Source organism: Oryzihumus sp., from assembly GCF_054325275.1.
Genome location: NZ_JBTCWL010000007.1, coordinates 41,292 through 58,751, shown reverse-complemented (window position 1 = coordinate 58,751; position 17,460 = coordinate 41,292). Strand labels below are relative to the sequence as shown.

At 72.5% G+C, this 17,460-nt stretch carries 17 protein-coding genes; 12 read left to right on the top strand and 5 right to left on the bottom strand.

Going from position 1 to position 17,460, the window contains the following annotated elements:
• Positions 1-63 precede the first annotated feature (63 nt).
• From hflX to rpsT, 4 genes are all read left to right on the top strand, one after another.
• Positions 64-1,515 (top strand): GTPase HflX, encoded by a 1,452-nt coding sequence (gene hflX, locus ACXVGS_RS03045; protein ID WP_458532127.1) that lies wholly within the window; start codon positions 64-66, stop codon positions 1,513-1,515.
• A gap of 87 nt (positions 1,516-1,602) precedes the next feature.
• Positions 1,603-3,846 carry an ATP-dependent DNA helicase gene (locus ACXVGS_RS03040; RefSeq protein WP_458532126.1) on the top strand — a complete coding sequence of 748 codons (2,244 nt, stop codon included), beginning with the start codon at positions 1,603-1,605 and terminating at the stop codon, positions 3,844-3,846.
• A 31-nt stretch (positions 3,847-3,877) separates the two neighbouring features.
• The gene (gene holA / locus ACXVGS_RS03035; protein ID WP_458529906.1) at positions 3,878-4,855 is read left to right on the top strand and encodes a DNA polymerase III subunit delta; all 978 of its coding nucleotides are present in this window, start codon (positions 3,878-3,880) and stop codon (positions 4,853-4,855) included.
• 180 nt (positions 4,856-5,035) lie between these two features.
• The gene (gene rpsT, locus ACXVGS_RS03030; protein ID WP_141787767.1) at positions 5,036-5,296 is read left to right on the top strand and encodes a 30S ribosomal protein S20; all 261 of its coding nucleotides are present in this window, start codon (positions 5,036-5,038) and stop codon (positions 5,294-5,296) included.
• 66 nt (positions 5,297-5,362) lie between these two features.
• On the opposite strand, the gene ACXVGS_RS03025 is transcribed toward rpsT, so the two are convergent.
• Together ACXVGS_RS03025 and ACXVGS_RS03020 are read right to left on the bottom strand one after the other, a co-directional pair.
• Entirely contained in the window at positions 5,363-5,872 is a 510-nt protein-coding gene (locus tag ACXVGS_RS03025) for a type II toxin-antitoxin system PemK/MazF family toxin (protein ID WP_458529907.1), read from the bottom strand.
• Positions 5,873-5,896: 24 nt separating this feature from the next.
• Positions 5,897-6,880 (bottom strand): phosphotransferase family protein, encoded by a 984-nt coding sequence (locus ACXVGS_RS03020; RefSeq protein ID WP_458532125.1) that lies wholly within the window; start codon positions 6,878-6,880, stop codon positions 5,897-5,899.
• 169 nt (positions 6,881-7,049) lie between these two features.
• On the opposite strand from ACXVGS_RS03020, the gene ACXVGS_RS03015 reads away from it, so the two are divergent.
• The 8 genes from ACXVGS_RS03015 (at position 7,050) to hemW (ending at position 15,389) form a co-directional block, all read left to right on the top strand.
• Positions 7,050-8,255: an MFS transporter gene (locus ACXVGS_RS03015; RefSeq protein WP_458529929.1), complete on the top strand. Its 1,206-nt coding sequence runs from the start codon at positions 7,050-7,052 to the stop codon at positions 8,253-8,255.
• Between the two features lie 126 nt (positions 8,256-8,381).
• On the top strand, positions 8,382-8,627 hold the full coding sequence (locus tag ACXVGS_RS03010; protein ID WP_458529909.1) for a helix-turn-helix domain-containing protein: 246 nt from the start codon (positions 8,382-8,384) through the stop codon (positions 8,625-8,627).
• Positions 8,627-9,199 carry a Clp protease N-terminal domain-containing protein gene (locus ACXVGS_RS03005; RefSeq protein ID WP_458532124.1) on the top strand — a complete coding sequence of 191 codons (573 nt, stop codon included), beginning with the start codon at positions 8,627-8,629 and terminating at the stop codon, positions 9,197-9,199. The genes ACXVGS_RS03010 and ACXVGS_RS03005 overlap by 1 nt, the downstream gene beginning before the upstream one ends.
• A 159-nt stretch (positions 9,200-9,358) precedes the next feature.
• Positions 9,359-11,206, top strand: coding sequence for a translation elongation factor 4 (lepA, locus tag ACXVGS_RS03000; RefSeq protein ID WP_458529911.1), 1,848 nt, complete (start codon positions 9,359-9,361; stop codon positions 11,204-11,206).
• A 34-nt stretch (positions 11,207-11,240) separates the two neighbouring features.
• Positions 11,241-11,999 carry a tRNA (guanosine(46)-N7)-methyltransferase TrmB gene (gene trmB / locus ACXVGS_RS02995; protein ID WP_458532123.1) on the top strand — a complete coding sequence of 253 codons (759 nt, stop codon included), beginning with the start codon at positions 11,241-11,243 and terminating at the stop codon, positions 11,997-11,999.
• Between the two features lie 53 nt (positions 12,000-12,052).
• On the top strand, positions 12,053-12,703 hold the full coding sequence (locus tag ACXVGS_RS02990) for an MOSC domain-containing protein (protein WP_458535809.1): 651 nt from the start codon (positions 12,053-12,055) through the stop codon (positions 12,701-12,703).
• Between the two features lie 158 nt (positions 12,704-12,861).
• Positions 12,862-14,100: an MFS transporter gene (locus ACXVGS_RS02985; protein ID WP_458533266.1), complete on the top strand. Its 1,239-nt coding sequence runs from the start codon at positions 12,862-12,864 to the stop codon at positions 14,098-14,100.
• A gap of 62 nt (positions 14,101-14,162) precedes the next feature.
• A complete protein-coding gene (gene hemW / locus ACXVGS_RS02980; RefSeq protein ID WP_458536608.1) occupies positions 14,163-15,389 on the top strand; it encodes a radical SAM family heme chaperone HemW in 1,227 nt (408 codons plus the stop codon).
• Between the two features lie 6 nt (positions 15,390-15,395).
• Here hemW and ACXVGS_RS02975 read toward each other — a convergent pair whose 3' ends face one another.
• The 3 genes from ACXVGS_RS02975 to ACXVGS_RS02965 form a co-directional block, all read right to left on the bottom strand.
• Positions 15,396-15,860, bottom strand: a complete 465-nt coding sequence (locus ACXVGS_RS02975) for a DUF4870 domain-containing protein (RefSeq protein WP_458532120.1) — start codon at positions 15,858-15,860, stop codon at positions 15,396-15,398.
• Positions 15,861-15,949: 89 nt separating this feature from the next.
• Positions 15,950-16,072, bottom strand: a complete 123-nt coding sequence (locus ACXVGS_RS02970; protein WP_458535812.1) for a YdeI/OmpD-associated family protein — start codon at positions 16,070-16,072, stop codon at positions 15,950-15,952.
• A 485-nt stretch (positions 16,073-16,557) separates the two neighbouring features.
• Positions 16,558-17,442: a DUF3097 family protein gene (locus tag ACXVGS_RS02965; RefSeq protein ID WP_458529917.1), complete on the bottom strand. Its 885-nt coding sequence runs from the start codon at positions 17,440-17,442 to the stop codon at positions 16,558-16,560.
• Between the last annotated feature and the right edge of the window lie 18 nt (positions 17,443-17,460).

The window sequence follows — 17,460 nt, the reverse complement described above, 5'->3', positions numbered from 1 at the left end:
GCCCGGGCGTGGTTTGAAAAGGTGTCGCCCGCCTCGGACAAAGGGTGGGACGCTTGAGGAGATATGACAGAACGCACTGACCTTTTCGAGTTCCGCGCCTCTGCGCTCGCCGACGACGACTCGTGGCACGAGCAGGACGCGGACTTCCGTTATGACGGCGACCAGCTCGACCGCGAGGAGCGCGCAGCGATGCGCCGTGTCGCCGGGCTCTCCACCGAGCTCGAGGACGTCACCGAGGTCGAGTACCGCCAGCTGCGCCTCGAGCGCGTCGTGCTGGCCGGCGTCTGGACCGAGGGCACCGTCGAGGACGCCGAGAACTCCATCCGCGAGCTCGCCGCCCTGGCCGAGACCGCCGGCTCCACCGTGCTCGCCGGCGTGATCCAGCGTCGCCAGCGCCCCGACGCCGCGACCTTCCTGGGCTCGGGCAAGGCCGAGGAGCTGCGCGACATCGTCATCGCCGAGGGAGCCGACACCGTCGTCTGCGACGGCGAGCTCACCCCGGGCCAGCGCCGCGCGCTGGAGGACGTCGTCAAGGTCAAGGTCATCGACCGGACCGCGCTGATCCTTGACATCTTCGCCCAGCACGCCAAGAGCCGTGAGGGCAAGGCCCAGGTCGAGCTGGCCCAGCTCCAGTACCTCCTGCCGCGCCTGCGTGGCTGGGGTGAGTCCATGTCCCGCCAGGCCGGTGGCCAGGCCGCCGGCGGCCAGGGCATGGGCTCGCGTGGTCCCGGTGAGACCAAGATCGAGCTGGACCGGCGTCGCATCAACACGCGCGTGGCCAAGCTCAAGCGCGAGATCAAGGACATGAAGACCAACCGCGACACCAAGCGGTCGAGCCGTCGTGACCACGGGGTGCCGAGCGTGGCCATCGCCGGCTACACCAACGCCGGCAAGTCCTCCCTGCTCAACCGCCTCACCGGCGCCGGGGTCCTCGTCGAGAACCAGCTGTTCGCCACGCTCGACCCGACGGTGCGTCGTGCGGAGACCGAGGACGGGCGGGTCTACACGCTCGCCGACACGGTCGGCTTCGTCCGGGCGCTGCCGACCCAGCTCGTCGAGGCGTTCCGCTCCACGCTGGAGGAGGTCGGTGACGCCGACCTGCTGCTGCACGTGGTCGACGGCTCGCACCCCGACCCCGAGGGCCAGATCACGGCCGTCCGCGGCGTCCTGTCCGAGGTCGGCGGTGACCAGATCAAGGAGGTCATCGTCGTCAACAAGGCCGACGCCGCCGACCCCGAGGTGCTCGACCGCCTGCGCCGCCACGAGAAGCACTGCGTCGTGGTCTCCGCGCGCACCGGTGAGGGCCTGGAGGAGCTGCGCGACCTCATCGCCGAGGAGCTGCCGCGGCCGGAGATCCCCGTCACGGTGCTGCTGCCCTACGACCGGGGCGACCTGGTCAACCGGCTGCACCGCGAGGCCGACGTCATCGAGAGCGAGCACACCGAGCACGGCACCCGGGTGCACGCCAAGGTGGGCCCGACGCTGGTCGGTGAGCTCACGGCATACGCCGTCTGAGCCACCGGTATGCCGGGTGGGGACGGGCCATCGGCCCGTCCCCTTGCCGTGTCCAGGCCGTCGGGGCGGGGCACTAGTCTCGGGGCCATGGCCCGCCCCGACCTCGACGCCCTCCTGCACGCCGCCGTCCAGGGCGTCGGTGGCACCGAGCGGCCCGGGCAGGTGCAGATGGCCCACGCCGTCGAGCACGCCATCGAGGCCGACGAGCACCTGTTGGTGCAGGCCGGCACCGGCACCGGCAAGTCGCTGGCCTACCTCATCCCCGCGGTCGCGCACGCCTACGAGGCGGGCAAGCCGGCCGTGGTCGCCACCGCGACGCTGACCCTGCAGGCGCAGATCGTCGACCGCGACATGCCGCGCCTGGCCGACGCGATCGCGCCGATCCTGGGCCGCAAGCCGACCTACGCCCTCGTCAAGGGCCGGCGCAACTACCTGTGCCAGCACAAGCTCGTCGGCGGCTTCCCCGAGGACGAGGACGACGGCCTGCTCTCGGTCGGTCAGGTCGACGCCAACCTCTCCCGGCTCGGGGCCGAGGTCGTGCGGCTGCGCGAGTGGGCCGAGGTGACCCGCTCCGGCGACCGCGACGAGCTGGTGCCCGGCGTCTCCGAGCGGGCCTGGCGGCAGGTGTCGGTCTCGGCGCACGAGTGCCTGGGCAGCAAGTGCCCCGTAGTCACCGAGTGCTTCGTGGAGCAGGCCCGCGAGGCCGCCCGCGAGGTCGACGTCGTGGTGACCAACCACAGCTTCATGGCGATCGACTCCTTCGAGGGCCGGCAGATGCTGCCCGAGCACAAGCTCCTCGTCGTCGACGAGGCGCACGAGCTGGTCGACCGGGTGACTTCAACGGTCACCGACGAGCTCACCGCCTCGATGATCGCCGCGGCCGCCAAGCGCGCCGGCCGGCTGGCCCAGACCGAGCCGGTCAACGAGGCGTCGGTGCTCTTCCAGGGCATCCTCGACGACCTGCCCGAGGGCCGCCTGATGGGCCTGCCCGACACCCTGTCGCTGGCGCTGACCCGGGTGCGGGACACCGCGCGGGCGGTGCAGACCGAGCTCAAGCCCGCTTCTCCTGAGGACAACGACGGGGCCCGGCAGGTGGCCAGGGCGGCCATCGACGAGATCCACGAGAACGCCGAGCGCATCCTCGAGCAGCGCGAGCTCGACGTCGTGTGGGTCAGCCGTGACCCGCGCCGCGGCTCGGTGCTGCGAGTGGCGCCGATGAGCGTGGCGATGCTGTTGCGCGACAAGGTCTTCGGCGACCGCACCGTGGTCATGACCTCGGCCACGCTCGAGCTCGGCGGCACCTTCGACGCGGTCGCCGGCACGCTCGGCCTGCGCGGCGAGGGGTCCCCCGACTGGCAGGGCCTGGACGTGGGCAGCCCCTTCGACTACCCCAGGCAGGCGATCGCCTACGTCGCCAAGCACCTGCCGGCGCCGGGGCGCGACGGCATCAGCGAGGCCACGCTCGACGAGATCGAGGCGCTCATCCGGGCCTCGGGCGGCCGGGCGCTGGGCCTGTTCTCCTCGATGCGCGCCGCCGTCGCGGCGACCGAGGCGATGCGCGAGCGGTTCGGGGACGACATCGCGTTCCTGTGCCAGGGCGAGGACCAGACCGCCACGCTGGTGCGCCAGTTCGCCCGGGAACCCGCCACCTGCCTGTTCGGCACCCTGTCGCTGTGGCAGGGCGTCGACGTGCCCGGCTCCTCCTGCCAGCTGGTCATCATCGACCGCATCCCGTTCCCGCGCCCCGACGACCCGCTGGCCTCGGCGCGTTCGCAGGCCATCGCGCGCATGGGCGGCAACGGCTTCATGGCCGTGTCCGCCACCCACGCTGCGCTGCGCCTGGCCCAGGGCGCAGGGCGGCTGGTCCGTCGCGGCGACGACCGCGGGGTGGTCGCCTTCCTCGACTCCCGCATGATGACCGCGCGCTACGCCGGGTTCCTCCAGCGCTCGCTCCCGCCGTTCTGGCCCACGACCGACCGGGCCATGGTGCTCGCCGCGCTGAAGCGCCTCGACGAGACCGCACCCGAGCCGCTGCCGGTGCACGAGCCCGCGCTGCGCGGCATGTCCGGCGCGGTCGAGGGCACCTCGATGGGCGAGGCAGCGCGGCCGGTGGCGTCGGCCCCGCCGCAGGCCCGCTCGCCGCGCACCGCGGTCACCCAGGGCCGGGCGTGGTCGGCGGAGGAGGACGAGGAGCTGCGCGACGGCGTCGACGCCGGGCTGAGCGTCGAGGAGCTGGCCGACCACTTCGAGGTCGAGCCCGCCGTGGTGGCGGCCAGGTTGTCCCTGCTCGGCCTCGAGGCCTCCGGCGCCGCGACCCTGTCCTTCGACTGACCTGTCGCCCCGGCGTGAAAGGCTTGGCTCCGTGACGATCGCTGCCACCGCACCCGGCGTGCCGGCATACGTGCTCATCTCCGGGCCCGAGGGGGTGTTGGCCGAGCGCGCGCTGGCCTCCACCCTGGAGCAGCTGCGCGCCGCCCAGCCCGACATCGAGGTGATCCGGCTGGCGGCGCAGACCTACTCCGCCGGCGAGGTCGCGATCCACGCCAGCCCGAGCCTGTTCGGCGGGGCCAAGGTGATCGTCGTGCAGGACCTTGACGAGGCCGCCGACGAGCTGCAGACCGACCTGCTCGACCTGCTGGCCGCCCCCGCCGAGGACGTCTGGCTCGTGGTGACCCACAAGAGCGGTGCCCGCGGCAAGAAGGTCCTCGACACGCTCAAGAAGTCCGGCGCGCGGGTCCTGGAGTGCCCGGCGATCAAGACCGACCGCGACAAGTCCGACTTCATCACCCACGAGTTCCGGGCCGCCCGGCGCAAGGCCACACCCGACGCGGTGCGCGCGCTGATCGAGGCGGTCGGCAAGGACGTGCGCGAGCTGGCGGCGGCCGCCGCCCAGCTGGTCGCCGACACCGAGGGCGTCATCGACGAGGGCGTGGTCCAGCGCTACCACGGCGGCAAGGTCGAGGCGACCGGCTTCCGGGTGGCCGACGCGGCCGTCGCCGGGCAGGCGGGGGAGGCGCTGCGCCTGCTGCGCCACGCCATCGCCACCGGCGTCGACCCGGTGCCGATCGTCGCCGTGCTGGCCAGCCAGCTGCGCATGCTGGTCAAGGTGGGCTCGGCGGGCCGGGGCTCCAGCGCCCAGCTGGCCAAGAGCCTGGGCATGGCGCCGTGGCAGGTCGACAAGGCCCGCCGCTCGATCAACGGCTGGGACGCCGAGGGCCTGGGCGTTGCCATCCAGGCGGTGGCCGCGGCCGACTTCGAGGTCAAGGGCGGCGGGCGCGACCCGGTCTACGCCGTCGAGCGGGCGATCCTGTCCATCACCGCGGCCCGGCACGGCCGCTGAGCGTTTTGGCCGCGCCCCGTCCTCGCTGCTAGATTTGGTGGTCGCGTGCGCGCCTAGGTCGTGTGCGCATGCAGCACCACCCAGCGCGGCTCAACCACGGGTGCCCCACGCCCAGTCCCGAGACGCGCTGCCGCCCTCAACGGCAACACCGACCTGTCAGAACTTCGAGAAAGAGTCCTCGTGGCAAACATCAAGTCCCAGATCAAGCGGATCAAGACCAACGCCAAGCGCACCGAGCGCAACCGCGCGGTCAAGAGCGAGCTCCGTACCTGGATCCGCAAGTTCCGTGAGGCTGCGGCCACCGGCGACGCCGCTGCGGCGAACGAGGCCCTCAAGGTGGCCTCGGTCAAGCTGGACAAGGCTGTGACCAAGGGCGTCATCCACAAGAACCAGGCCGCCAACAAGAAGTCGGCGATGGCCAAGAAGGCTGCCTCGCTCTGAGCCAGCCGGTCTGAAGTCTGAGCGCAAGGGCCGCCACCTCCCGCAGGTGGCGGCCCTTCGTGCTGCTCAGGCGCGGCCGGCGGCGCGCATCGCCGAGGCCACCTCGCGGAACCGGCGCTCGTCCAGCGTCGCCCCCTGCCGGCGCACCGAGCCCGGGTCCAGGCGCAGCACCCGGTCGACGCGCACCTCGCTCGCGCGCCGCTGGCCGTCCCAGGCGCCGGTGCCGATGTCGACCCACGTGCGGCCGTGCCGGTACTCGTCCTCGTAGTCCTGGTCGTGGTCCTTGCTCGTGAGCATCAACGCCAGCAGCCACCGCCCGTCCCGCCCGACGACGAGCACCGGACGGTCCTTGCCCCGGCCGTGGTCCTCCTCGAACGGCACCCACGCCCAGACGATCTCGCCCGGGTCGGCGCGGTCGTCGTGCCGCGGCGCCCAGCGCACGTCCACGCGGCCGCGGAAGTCCCCGGGGTATGCCGTGCCGGTCCGACCGGTGCCGCCTCGCGGCGCCGGGCGTCGGGCTGCGCCTCCGCCGCGCAGCAGCCGGGACAGGGCGGACAGGATCCGGGATCGGGTCATGCCGGACAACCTAGCCCGCGGTGCTCAGGCCCAGCCGCGGCGCGGTCCCAGCATGGCGAGGAACGCCCGGGCCATCAGGTGCTGGTGCTGGCGCAGCGCCGGGGTGCACCCCGGCGGCGGCGGAGCGTCCAGGCTGGAGAGCATGTAGACGGCGATGACGGCCAGGAACGCGTCGACCTCCTCCGGGTCCGCCCCGGTGAACAGTGGCGACCGCGCCATGAGCGCGTCGACGTCGACGCCCTGCCAGGCCATCAGCGGCAGCAGGCCCGTGAAGTCCAGCCACGTCGGGCCGGTCACCACCCAGTTCCAGTCCACGATCCAGGCCGAGCCGCTCCGGTCCACGAGCAGGTTGTCCGGCCGCAGGTCGCCGTGCACGAGGCTCCGGCCCGTCAGCCGGCTCGCGCCGCCGGCCACGTCGGCCAGCGCCGGGCCGCGCTCCAGGAGCCAGCCGGGCATGCCGTGGGGGAGCGCGAAGGTGCCGTCGCCCAGCGCCTGCGCGGTGGAGTGGATCCGCGGGTCGTCCAGGTCCTCGGCCATCGTGCCGACGTCCAGGGTCGCCGGCGCCGGGGTGCCCGCCTCGGCGACGCGCAGGCATGCCTCATGGGCGGCCTCGACCTCGGCCGGCGTCCAGGGGTGTCCGGGCAGGTGCCCGTCGATGACAGCGAGCAGCAGCACACGCCAGTCCTCACTGTCCCCGTGGCCGACCAGCTCGGGCGCCGGTATGCCGTGCGGCAGCGCCGCGAGCACCCGCGCCTCCTGGGCGAGGGCCCCGTGGACGTGGGGCGTCGCCAGGCCGGCGGCCTTGACGAAGACCTGGCGCCCGTCGCGCAGCCGCACCCGGCCGGCATAGGCGCCGGTGAAGCCAGTGGTGACGGCCGGGAAGGCCTCGTGCACCGGGCTGCCGGCGAGGCGGCCGACCGCCTCGTGGACGTGTGACGGCAGCGACTCCCACTGCGGGCGCGCTGAGGTCTGGCGGTAGTCGACGTCCTCTGGTACCGGTGCCTGCATGCGTCCGGAGTCTGCCCAGCCGGCGGCGGGACGGGCAACCGGTTTCGGGGCGGCGGGATGACATCGGCGCCGGCCGTTGTTCGTCCCTGCGGGCGATGCGAGCGCCCGACCCTGACCCAGCAGTGCGACGAGAAGCGAGCAGAGCGACGTGACCGAGGCCGCCACCACCCTGGAGACGACCCCGAAGGGTGGGCCCCTGGGCCGACCCCGGCACACCAACCTGGCGATCCTGGCCCTGGCCATCGGCGGGTTCGCCATCGGCACCACCGAGTTCGTCACGATGGGGCTGCTGCCGGAGATCGCCCGCGGCGTCGACATCTCGATCCCGACCGCCGGTCACGTCGTGTCCGCCTATGCCCTCGGTGTCGTCGTGGGCGCCCCGCTCATCGCGACGCTCGCCGCCCGGGTCAACCGCAAGACGGTGCTGCTGGCGCTGATGGTCGCCTTCGCCGCCGGCAACATCGGCTCGTCGATGGCCACCAGCTACCCGGTGCTGATGCTGGCCCGGTTCGTCTCCGGCCTGCCGCACGGCGCGTTCTTCGGTATCGGCGCGGTCGTCGCCGCGAGCCTGGTCCAGCCCCACCGGCGCACCTGGGCCGTCTCGATGATGCTGGCCGGCCTGACCGTGGCCAACATCGTCGGCGTCCCGCTGACCACCTGGATCGGCCAACACGTCGGCTGGCAGTGGCCCTACGCCCTCGTCGGTCTCATCGCGCTGGCGTGCGTCGCCGCCACCTGGGCCTGGATCCCGCACCAGCCGGCGGACCACGGCGCGTCGATGGCCGCCGAGCTGCGCTCACTCAAGCGTCTGCAGGTCTGGCTGGCCCTGCTCATCGGCACGGTCGGCTTCGGTGGCATGTTCGCCACCTACTCCTTCATCGCGCCGACGATGACCACGCTCGCGGGCTTCTCCGCCTCGGCCGTCCCGGTCATCCTGGCGGTCTACGGCGTCGGCATGACCACGGGCGCGTTCCTGTCCGGCCGGGTAGCACAGCGCGGCCTCCTGCGGGGGATCGTCCTGTCCCTGGCTGCGATCGCGGTGATCCTGGGGCTGTTCGGCTTCGCCGCCCACAGCCCGTGGACCGCGGTGCCGGCTGTGTTCCTGCTCGGCCTGGTGCCCACGATCCTCGTGCCCATGCTGCAGACCCGACTCATGGACGTCGCCCACGAGGGGCAGTCGCTGGCCGCCGCGCTCAACCACTCCACGCTCAACATGGCCAACGCCCTCGGGGCCTGGCTCGGCAGCCTCGTCCTGGCCGCCGGCTACGGCTACGAGTGGCCCAGTCGCGTGGGAGTGCTCCTGGCCGTCGCCGGCCTCGGTATCGCGCTCGCCTCCGGCCTGCTCGAACGTCGCCAGCGCGCCGTCCTCGCCTGAGCCGGGCCGGCGGGGGAGTCCGCCGGCTCGCGATGCCGCGCACTCGCGCCCGCCTGGTCCTTTGTCACCATCGCGAATCTGTCAACCAGCGTTGACACGGAAGTTGTGTCAACGTATGTTGACAACATGTCCGAAGCAACGAAGCTGGCCACCGCCGCAGCCGCCGGGGACCCCCGGACCGGCCTGCGGGCCGTGGCGGCGCTGCGCCGGCTGCTGGAGCAGCTCGAGGCCACCCAGGTGGCCAGTGCTCGTTCGCAGGGCTGGTCGTGGCAGGAGATCGCCGAGGTCCTGGGCGTGAGCCGCCAGGCCGTCCACAAGAAGCACTCTGGTCGCCGGGGCCTGCTCGGCGGCCGCACGGATCGGGAGGCGTGATGTTCGAGCGGTTCACCAAGCGGGCCAGGCAGGTGGTCGTGCAGTCCCTGGAGGAGGCGCGAGCCGAACGGCAGGGCGAGGTCCACCCCGAGCACCTCCTGCTGGCCCTCCTGCACGACCCCGACTGCCTCGCGGTGCGGGTCATGACCGAGCTGGGCGCCGGGCCCGAGGCGGTCCGGCTCGCGATAGAGGCGCAGCACCAGGCTCCGGCGAGCGGGCTGGGGGAGTCCGACGCCGACGCGCTGCGGGCCATCGGCATCGACCTCGACGAGGTGCTGCGCTCGGTCGAGGCGAACCTCGGCGGCGGGCTCGGTGACCCCATCGCCGAGGAGGACCTGGGCCGCCGTGGCCGGCGGGGGCGCAAGCCCTTCGCGCCCGAGTCCCGCAAGGTCCTCGAGCTGGCCCTGCGCGAGGCCATCTCCCTCAAGCACGGCTGGATCGGCACCGAGCACCTGCTGCTCGGGCTGCTGCGGCTCGACCGTGGCGCAGCCCACGAGGCGCTCGCCGGGCTCGGCCTGCGCTACCGCGACGTGCGGGCCGCCGTGGTCGCGGCCCTGCGCGCCACGGGCTGACCTGCCACGGGCTGACTGCCCGACCGGTGACGCGGTCACCGGGCGGGCAGGTGGGTGGCACGGCATACCGCGGCGGTCTGGTCCGGGCAGGGGTGCGGGCATGAAACACTGTGGTGTTCGCACCCGAGACCAGATGAGGTAAGCCCGACCGTGTCACCCATGGCCCGCACCGCGCTGCAGCCCCACGCGACGCCGCCGGACCTCATCCGGAACTTCTGCATCATCGCCCACATCGACCATGGCAAGTCGACGCTGGCCGACCGGATGCTGCAGATCACCGGGGTGGTCGACGAGCGGGCGATGCGCGCGCAGTACCTCGACCGCATGGACATCGAGCGCGAGCGGGGCATCACGATCAAGTCCCAGGCCGTGCGCATGCCCTGGGAGGTCGACGGTGAGACCTACTGCCTCAACATGATCGACACGCCCGGCCACGTCGACTTCACCTACGAGGTGTCGCGCTCGCTGGCCGCGTGCGAGGGCGCCGTGCTGCTCGTCGACGCGGCGCAGGGCATCGAGGCGCAGACCCTGGCCAACCTCTACCTGGCCATGGAGAACGACCTCACGATCATCCCGGTGCTCAACAAGATCGACCTGCCGGCCGCGCAGCCGGAGAAGTACGCCGAGGAGCTCGCCGGGCTGATCGGCTGTGAGCCCGAGGACTGCCTCAAGGTCTCCGGCAAGACCGGCATGGGCGTCGAGCCGCTGCTCGACCAGATCGTCCAGCAGCTCCCGGCCCCGGTCGGTGACGCCGACGCCCCGGCCCGCGCCATGATCTTCGACTCGGTCTACGACACCTACCGCGGTGTCGTCACCTACGTGCGGGTCGTCGACGGCAACCTCAACCCCCGCGAGAAGATCTCGATGATGTCGACCCGGGCGACCCACGAGCTGCTCGAGATCGGCGTCATCTCGCCGGAGCCGATGCCGTCCAAGGGCCTTGGCGTCGGTGAGGTGGGCTACCTCATCACCGGGGTGAAGGATGTGCGCCAGAGTCGCGTCGGTGACACCGTCACCAACGCCGCGAAGCCGGCCGCGGAGTCACTTGGCGGCTACCGCGACCCCAAGCCGATGGTCTTCTCCGGGCTCTACCCGATCGACGGCTCGGACTACCCCGACCTGCGCGACGCCCTCGACAAGCTCAAGCTCAACGACGCGGCCCTGGTCTATGAGCCCGAGACGTCGGCGGCGCTGGGCTTCGGCTTCCGCGTCGGCTTCCTCGGCATGCTCCACCTGGAGATCGTGCGGGAGCGGCTCGAGCGCGAGTTCGACCTCGACCTCATCTCGACGCTGCCCAACGTGGTCTACGACGTGACGCTGGACGACCGCAAGGAGGTCGTCGTCACCAACCCCAGCGAGTTCCCCGACGGCAAGATCGCCTCGGTGCGCGAGCCGGTCGTGCGGGCCACGGTGCTGGCGCCCAGCGAGTTCATCGGCGCGATCATGGAGCTGTGCCAGCAGCGGCGCGGCACCCTGCGCGGCATGGACTACCTGTCCGAGGAGCGCGTCGAGATGCGCTACACGCTGCCGCTGGCCGAGATCGTCTTCGACTTCTTCGACCAGCTGAAGTCCAAGACCCGCGGATACGCCTCTCTCGACTACGAACCCGACGGGGACCAGGAGGCCGACCTGGTCAAGGTCGACATCCTGCTCCAGGGTGAGCAGGTCGACGCGTTCAGCGCGATCGTGCACAAGGACAAGGCCTACAGCTACGGCGTGATGATGGCCAGCAAGCTGCGCGAGCTCATCCCGCGGCAGCAGTTCGAGGTGCCGATCCAGGCCGCCATCGGTGCGCGGATCATCGCCCGCGAAACCATCCGCGCGATCCGCAAGGACGTGCTGGCCAAGTGCTACGGCGGTGACATCACCCGCAAGCGCAAGCTGCTCGAGAAGCAGAAGGAAGGCAAGAAGCGGATGAAGATGGTCGGCCGCGTGGAGGTGCCGCAGGAGGCCTTCATCGCCGCGTTGTCCAACGACGCCGGCGCGGCCGACAAGGCCAAGAAGTAGCCCGCCGCCCGTTGCCGTGACCGACGCTGCACCCGTGGCGGCGGCGGAGGGGCCCGAGCAGCCCTTCCGCCGCCGCACCGTCTCCTTCTCGCGCCTCGACGGCCGGCTCAACGCCCGGCACCAGGGGGCGTGGGATCGCTACGCCGACGAGCTCCTGCTCGACGTCCCCCGGGCCGAGGCACGCACGTCCGTGGACCCGGCATACCGCCTGGACGCCCCCGCGGTCTTCGGGCGCACCGCACCCCTCGTCGTCGAGGTCGGCTCGGGTGCCGGTGACGCGGTCGTGCACGCCGCCGCGGCCCGGCCGGAGGCCGACTTCCTGGCCGTCGAGGTCTACCGCCCGGGCGTCGCGCAGACCCTCGCCAAGGTCGGGGCCCAGGGCCTGGCCAACGTGCGCGTGGTGCAGGCCGACGCCGTCGACGTGCTCGGCACGATGCTCCCGCGGGGGTCGGTCGAGCAGGTGTGGGTCTTCTTCCCCGACCCGTGGCACAAGAGCCGCCACGTCAAGCGTCGGCTGGTCACCCCCGCGCTCGCCGGGCTGGTCGCCGGATGCCTTGCGCCGCAAGGGCTCTGGCGCCTGGCCACGGACTGGGCGGACTACGCCGTGCAGATGCGCGACGTGGCCGAGGGCACGGGGCACTTCACCAACCGGTATGCCGGCCGGCTCGCCTCCGCGCAGGACCCGCGCGGCGGCTTCGCGCCGCGTTTCGAGGGCCGGGTGATGACCCGGTTCGAGCGCAAGGGCCTGGCGGTCGGCCGGCCGGTCTTCGACCTCTGCCTTGAGCTGGCCTGACGACGGCGGAAAGTCGGTGGTCCCTGTCGGTGGTCGGCGGGAGACTTGTTGCCATGGCCTCGCTGATCGCCGTCAACCGCGTCCACGGGCTCCTGCCCACCCCGAAGGGCGGCCAGACGGCCATCGACAAGCGACCGGTCGCGGGGCCCGTCGGTGTCGGGCCGCTCGGGCTCGAGGGTGACCGCCAGCTGGACACCGCCCACCACGGCGGCACCGAGCAGGCGCTCTACGCCTACGCGGTCGAGGACGCCGACGTCTGGGCCGCCGAGCTCGGGCGAGAGATCCCGCCCGGCCTCTTCGGGGAGAACCTCACCACCGGGGGCCTTGACGTCACCCACGCCCTCATCGGCGAGCAGTGGCGCATCGGCGAGGGGGACGGCGCCGTGCTCGTCGAGGTGACGAGCCCGCGGGTGCCGTGCGTGACCTTCCAGGACCGCATGGGCGAGCCGCACTGGATCAAGCGCTTCACCGAGCGCGGTGCGCCCGGCGCCTACCTGCGGGTGGTCCAGACGGGCTCGGTCGAGGCCGGCATGCCGGTCACGGTCGTGCGTCGACCGACCCACGGGGTGACGATCCGGCAGACCTTCCCCCGTGGGGAGCCGGCGGTGATGGCCGGCCTGCTTGCCGCCGAGCGTGACGGCGAGGTGCGGCTCGACCCGGAGATGCGCCGGCACGCCGAGCTGGCCGTCTCCCGTCCAGGATGACCGGCCCCGGGAACGCCGACTCCACGGCATGCGGGGCAGGCTGGTGCACCAAACCGGTGGCGCGAGACGTTCGATGTCAGATATCTTGATGTCGAGATAACGTGTCGATCAGGGGACGGGTGACGGTGAGCGGGGTCGGGGTGCAGGGGTCAACAGCAGTGAAACCGTTGACGCAGAACGGGATCCCCATCGATCCCAACCTGCGCATCCTCGCGGGGGCCACGCTCGTCAACACGATGGGCAACGGCGCCATCACCACCACGTTCGCTCTCTACTTCACCCGCATCGTGCACATCCCGGCGTCGCAGGTCGGCCTGGCGCTCAGCGCCGCCGCGGTGGTCGCGCTGTTCGTACAGGTGCCGATCGGACACCTCGGCGACGTCAGGGGGCCACGGGAGCTGCTGCGCTGGCTGACCCTGGCCACGGGCGTCGTCACCCTCGGCCTGCTCTTCACCCACAACATCTGGGCGCTGACCGGCGTGCTGATGCTCGAGGCATTCTTCGACCGGGGCGCCGGGGCGGTGCGCAACGGGGTCATCGCCCGCATCGCCGAGGGCGGGCAGGGCGTGCGGTTCAAGGCCTACCTGCGGGCGGTCACCAACGTCGGCATCTCCGTCGGCGGGGCGCTCGGCGGGCTCGCCCTGACCCTCGACAAGCCGTGGGCCTACCTGTCGGTCTTCGCGTTCAACAGCCTGACCTGCATCGTCAACTCCTTCGCGGTCGCCCGGCTGCCGCACCTGGAGAAGGCGCCGCTGCGGGCGGCCGGTGAGCCGCGGCTGCAGGTGCTGCGCGACATCCCGTTCGTCGTGATGACGGTGCTGACCGGCATCTTCGCGATGCACTTCGTCATCATCGAGGTCGCGATGCCGCTGTGGATCGCGCACTCCACACAGGCCCCGAAGTCGCTCGTGGCCGTGACGCTGATGATCAACACCGTGATGGTCGCGATCTTCCAGGTGCGGCTCTCGCGCGGCGCCGACACGGTCACGGCCGCCTCGAAGGCCCTGCGCACCGGCGGGCTCTGGATCGGCGCCGGCTTCGGCCTGGTCGCCCTGGCCGCTGGGCAGTCAAGGTGGGTGGCCGTGGCCCTGCTCTGCTGCGGCGCGCTGGTCCATGTCGTCGGCGAGATGGTCGGGTCCGGCGGCCAGTGGGGGGTCCAGATGGGTCTGGCGCCGCGCGAGCGGCAGGGGCAGTACCAAGGCTTCTCCGGGATGGGCTTCTCGCTGTCCAACGTCATCGCGCCCTCGCTGTCGGTGGCCCTGTGCATCAACGGCGGCGCGATCGGCTGGGCCGTCCTCGCGGCCGTGATCATGGCCGCCGGGGCGCTGAGCGTGCCCGTCTCGGCGTGGGCGCTGCGCACCCGGGAGCGCTACGGCGTGCTCAGCCACACCGGCTGACCGCAGTCCACCCAGCCCCCCGTGGCGCGGCCGGCTGCGCGCGAGATGGGAGAATCGGCCGTATGCCGAGTGCCCTGCCCCTGGGGGAGCCTGCCCCGACCACGGGCGAGCTCCCGGCCGACGCCCTGGCCCGGCTGGGCGAGCACCCGTTCGGCGTCTACGTCCACGTGCCTTTCTGCTCGGTGCGCTGCGGCTACTGCGACTTCAACACCTACACGCTCACCGAGCTCGGCGCCGACGGCGCCAGCGTCGCGACCTACGCCGACGCGGCCCTGGCCGAGCTCGACCTCGCCGCGAAGGTGCTCGGTGCCCGGGCGCCGCAGGTGCAGACCGTGTTCGTCGGCGGCGGCACCCCCACGATGCTCGCCGCGGCCGACCTCGTGCGGGTGCTGCACGGCATACGGGAGCGGTTCGGGCTGGCTGCCGGCGCGGAGGTGACCACCGAGGCCAACCCGGACTCGGTGACGCCCGAGGCGCTGGCGACCCTGGCCGAGGGCGGGTTCACCCGGGTGAGCCTGGGCATGCAGTCCGCGGTGCCGCACGTGCTGCGCACGCTCGAGCGCACCCACGACCCGGCCAACGTGGCCCGCGCGGTCGCCGCGGCGAAGGCTGCCGGGCTGCGGGTCAGCGTGGACCTGATCTACGGCACGCCGGGGGAGTCGCTGCAGGACTGGCGCACCAGCCTGGAGGCGGCCACGGCCCTCGAGCCCGACCACGTCTCGGCCTACGCGCTGGTGGTCGAGGAGGGCACCAAACTCGCCGCCCAGGTGCGCCGAGGGCAGGTGCCAGCGCCGGAGGACGACGACGAGGCGGCCAAGTACGAGCTCGCAGACGAAGTGCTGGCCGCGGCAGGCTTCGGCTGGTACGAGGTGAGCAACTGGGCGCGCACGCCGCAGGACCGGTGCCGGCACAACGAGGGCTACTGGGCCGACGGGGACTGGTGGGGCGTGGGTCCCGGCGCGCACAGCCACGTCGGCGGCGTGCGGTGGTGGAACGTCAAGCACCCCAACGCCTTTGCCGGACGGCTCTCCTTGGGCCAGTCACCGGCGGCCGGGCGTGAGCTGCTCACCGACGAGCAGCGCTACGACGAGCGGGTGCTGCTCGGCGTCCGGCTGGTCGGGGGCCTGCCGATCTCTGACCTGCGCCCCGAGGGGCGCGAGGCGGTGGCCGGGCTGATCGCCGACGGCCTCGTCGACGGCCCGAGCGCGATGCGCCCGCGCCGGGTCGTGCTCACCCGGCGCGGGCGGTTGCTCGCCGACACCGTGGTGCGGCGGCTGCTCGGCGTCTGAGGGCCGTCAGCGCACGAACTGGATGGCCAGCGGGTAGGTGTACTCGCGGCCGTCGTTGGCGGCGACCGCGGCCATGATCGTGAACACCAGGGCACAGATCGCGAGCAGCGGGATCAGCACGAGGCCGATCAGCACCAGGATCAGGATCGCCGAGACGAGGTAGGCGATGAACAAGGTCAGGTGGAAGTTCAGGGCAGCCGAGGAGTGCTCGCGCACGAAGGGGTCCCGGTCCTTGAAGACCAGGTAGATGACCAGCGGCACGATGAAGGACAGGAACGTGCCGCCGAGGTGGGCGAAGATCGACCACATCCGCGCGTCGCCCGGGCTCAGGGGCGGCTGCACGGCATACCCCGGGTAGGGCGTGGGCGGCGGCGGGTACTGCTGCTGCGGCGGCTGGTGTGGGGGGTACCCGTCCTGCGGGGGTGTCTGGCCCTGCGACGGGGGAGGAACGTCTTGCGGCGACTCGGTCATGGGGTCCCCTCGTGGTGTGCGGTCTGCCGCCATCGTAGGAGCGGGCGACGCGCCCGCGCCGGACATCAGGGCGCGTTCGCGCCGTTCGGTCACCGGCCGCCCTGCTGGCGCCACTGGTTGGCACGGAGGTTCTCCCGCGCCTTGGCCACGGTCTCCGCGATGCGCGTCTGGCGCGTCTGCTCACGCCTGGCGGCGCCGACCCATTCGAGGATCGCCCGCCGGGTCGAGCGCGGGAAGCCGTCCCAGGGGCCCGCGCCTCGGGCACAGCGTCGAGGGCGGCCGCCAGGTCCGGTGGCTCCAGTAGGTCCTCCACCGCGTCCAGGGCGGTCCAGGCGCCGCGACGCCGGGCCTGTTCGACGGCGGCCAGCCCCGCCGGCGCCATCAGCCCGCGTTCGGTCAGGGAGAGGACGAGCTCCTTGTTGACCCGGGACCAGCTGCTGCCTGGCTTGCGGGGCGCGACGAGCAGCATCGACCGGTCACCGTCGAGCGTGCGCGGCAGGGAGTCGACCCAGCCGAAGCACAGGGCCTCCTCGACGACGTCCAGGCGAGGGACGTGGGGCCCGCCGCTGGCCTTCTTCCACGTGACCACCCACACCCCCAGGGTGCGGGTGTGGTGCTGCTCCAGCCAGGTGCGCCAGAAGGCGCGGGACTCCACGAGAACCCGCTCCCGGTCCTGCCCAGCGGCCACGCGTGCAGGCTACTGCTCTCCCTGGGGGGTGGTCACGAAGTCGATCAGCTCCTCGACGCTGGCCAGCAGGGTCGGCTCGAGGTCGGCGTAGGTGCGCACCGTGCCCAGGATCCGCTTCCACGCGTGCGCGATGTCCGCCTGGGTCTCGTGCGGCCAGCCCAGCGCTGCGGTGATGCCGTGCTTCCACGACTGGCCGCGGGCGATGACCGGCCACGCCTCCCAGCCGAGCCGCTGCGGGCGGACCGACTGCCACACGTCGACGTACGGGTGCCCCAGGATCTTCACGTATGGCGCGTAGCGGCTCAGCGCTCGCGCCTCCTGGACCAGCCGGCTCTCCTTGGTGCCAGGGACGAGGTGGTCCACCAGCACGCCCATGCGGCGGGTCGGGCCCGGGGCGAAGTCGCGGATCACGGCGGCGAGGTCGTCCACGCCCTCGAGCAGCTCGACGACGACGCCCTCGATGCGCAGGTCGTCGCCCCAGACCTTCTCGACCAGCTCGGCGTCGTGGCGGCCCTCGACGAAGATGCGCGAGCCCGAGGCGACGCGCGCCCTGGCCCCCGCCACCGCGCGGGACCCGCTCGCGGTGCGGGAGGCGGCGGCCCGGGCGGCCTCACCCGCGGCGCGGGCTGCGGCCGTCGGCGCGGTCAGCGTCACCGGGGACCCGTCGAGCAGGAAGCCCGGCCCCAGGGAGAAGCCCTTCGTCCGGCCGTGGCGGTCCTCGAGGTGGACCACGTGGACCCCGCCGGCCTTCTCGACGCGGACCACCGCGCCGCACCATCCGGTCTCCACGTCCTCGACCACGAGGCCGGCCTCGGCCTCCACCTCACGGGAGCGTCCGCCCCGCGGGGCACGCCAGTCGCCGGACAGGACATCAGCGCCGTATCGATCCGTCACGGCAGGCATCGTAGACTT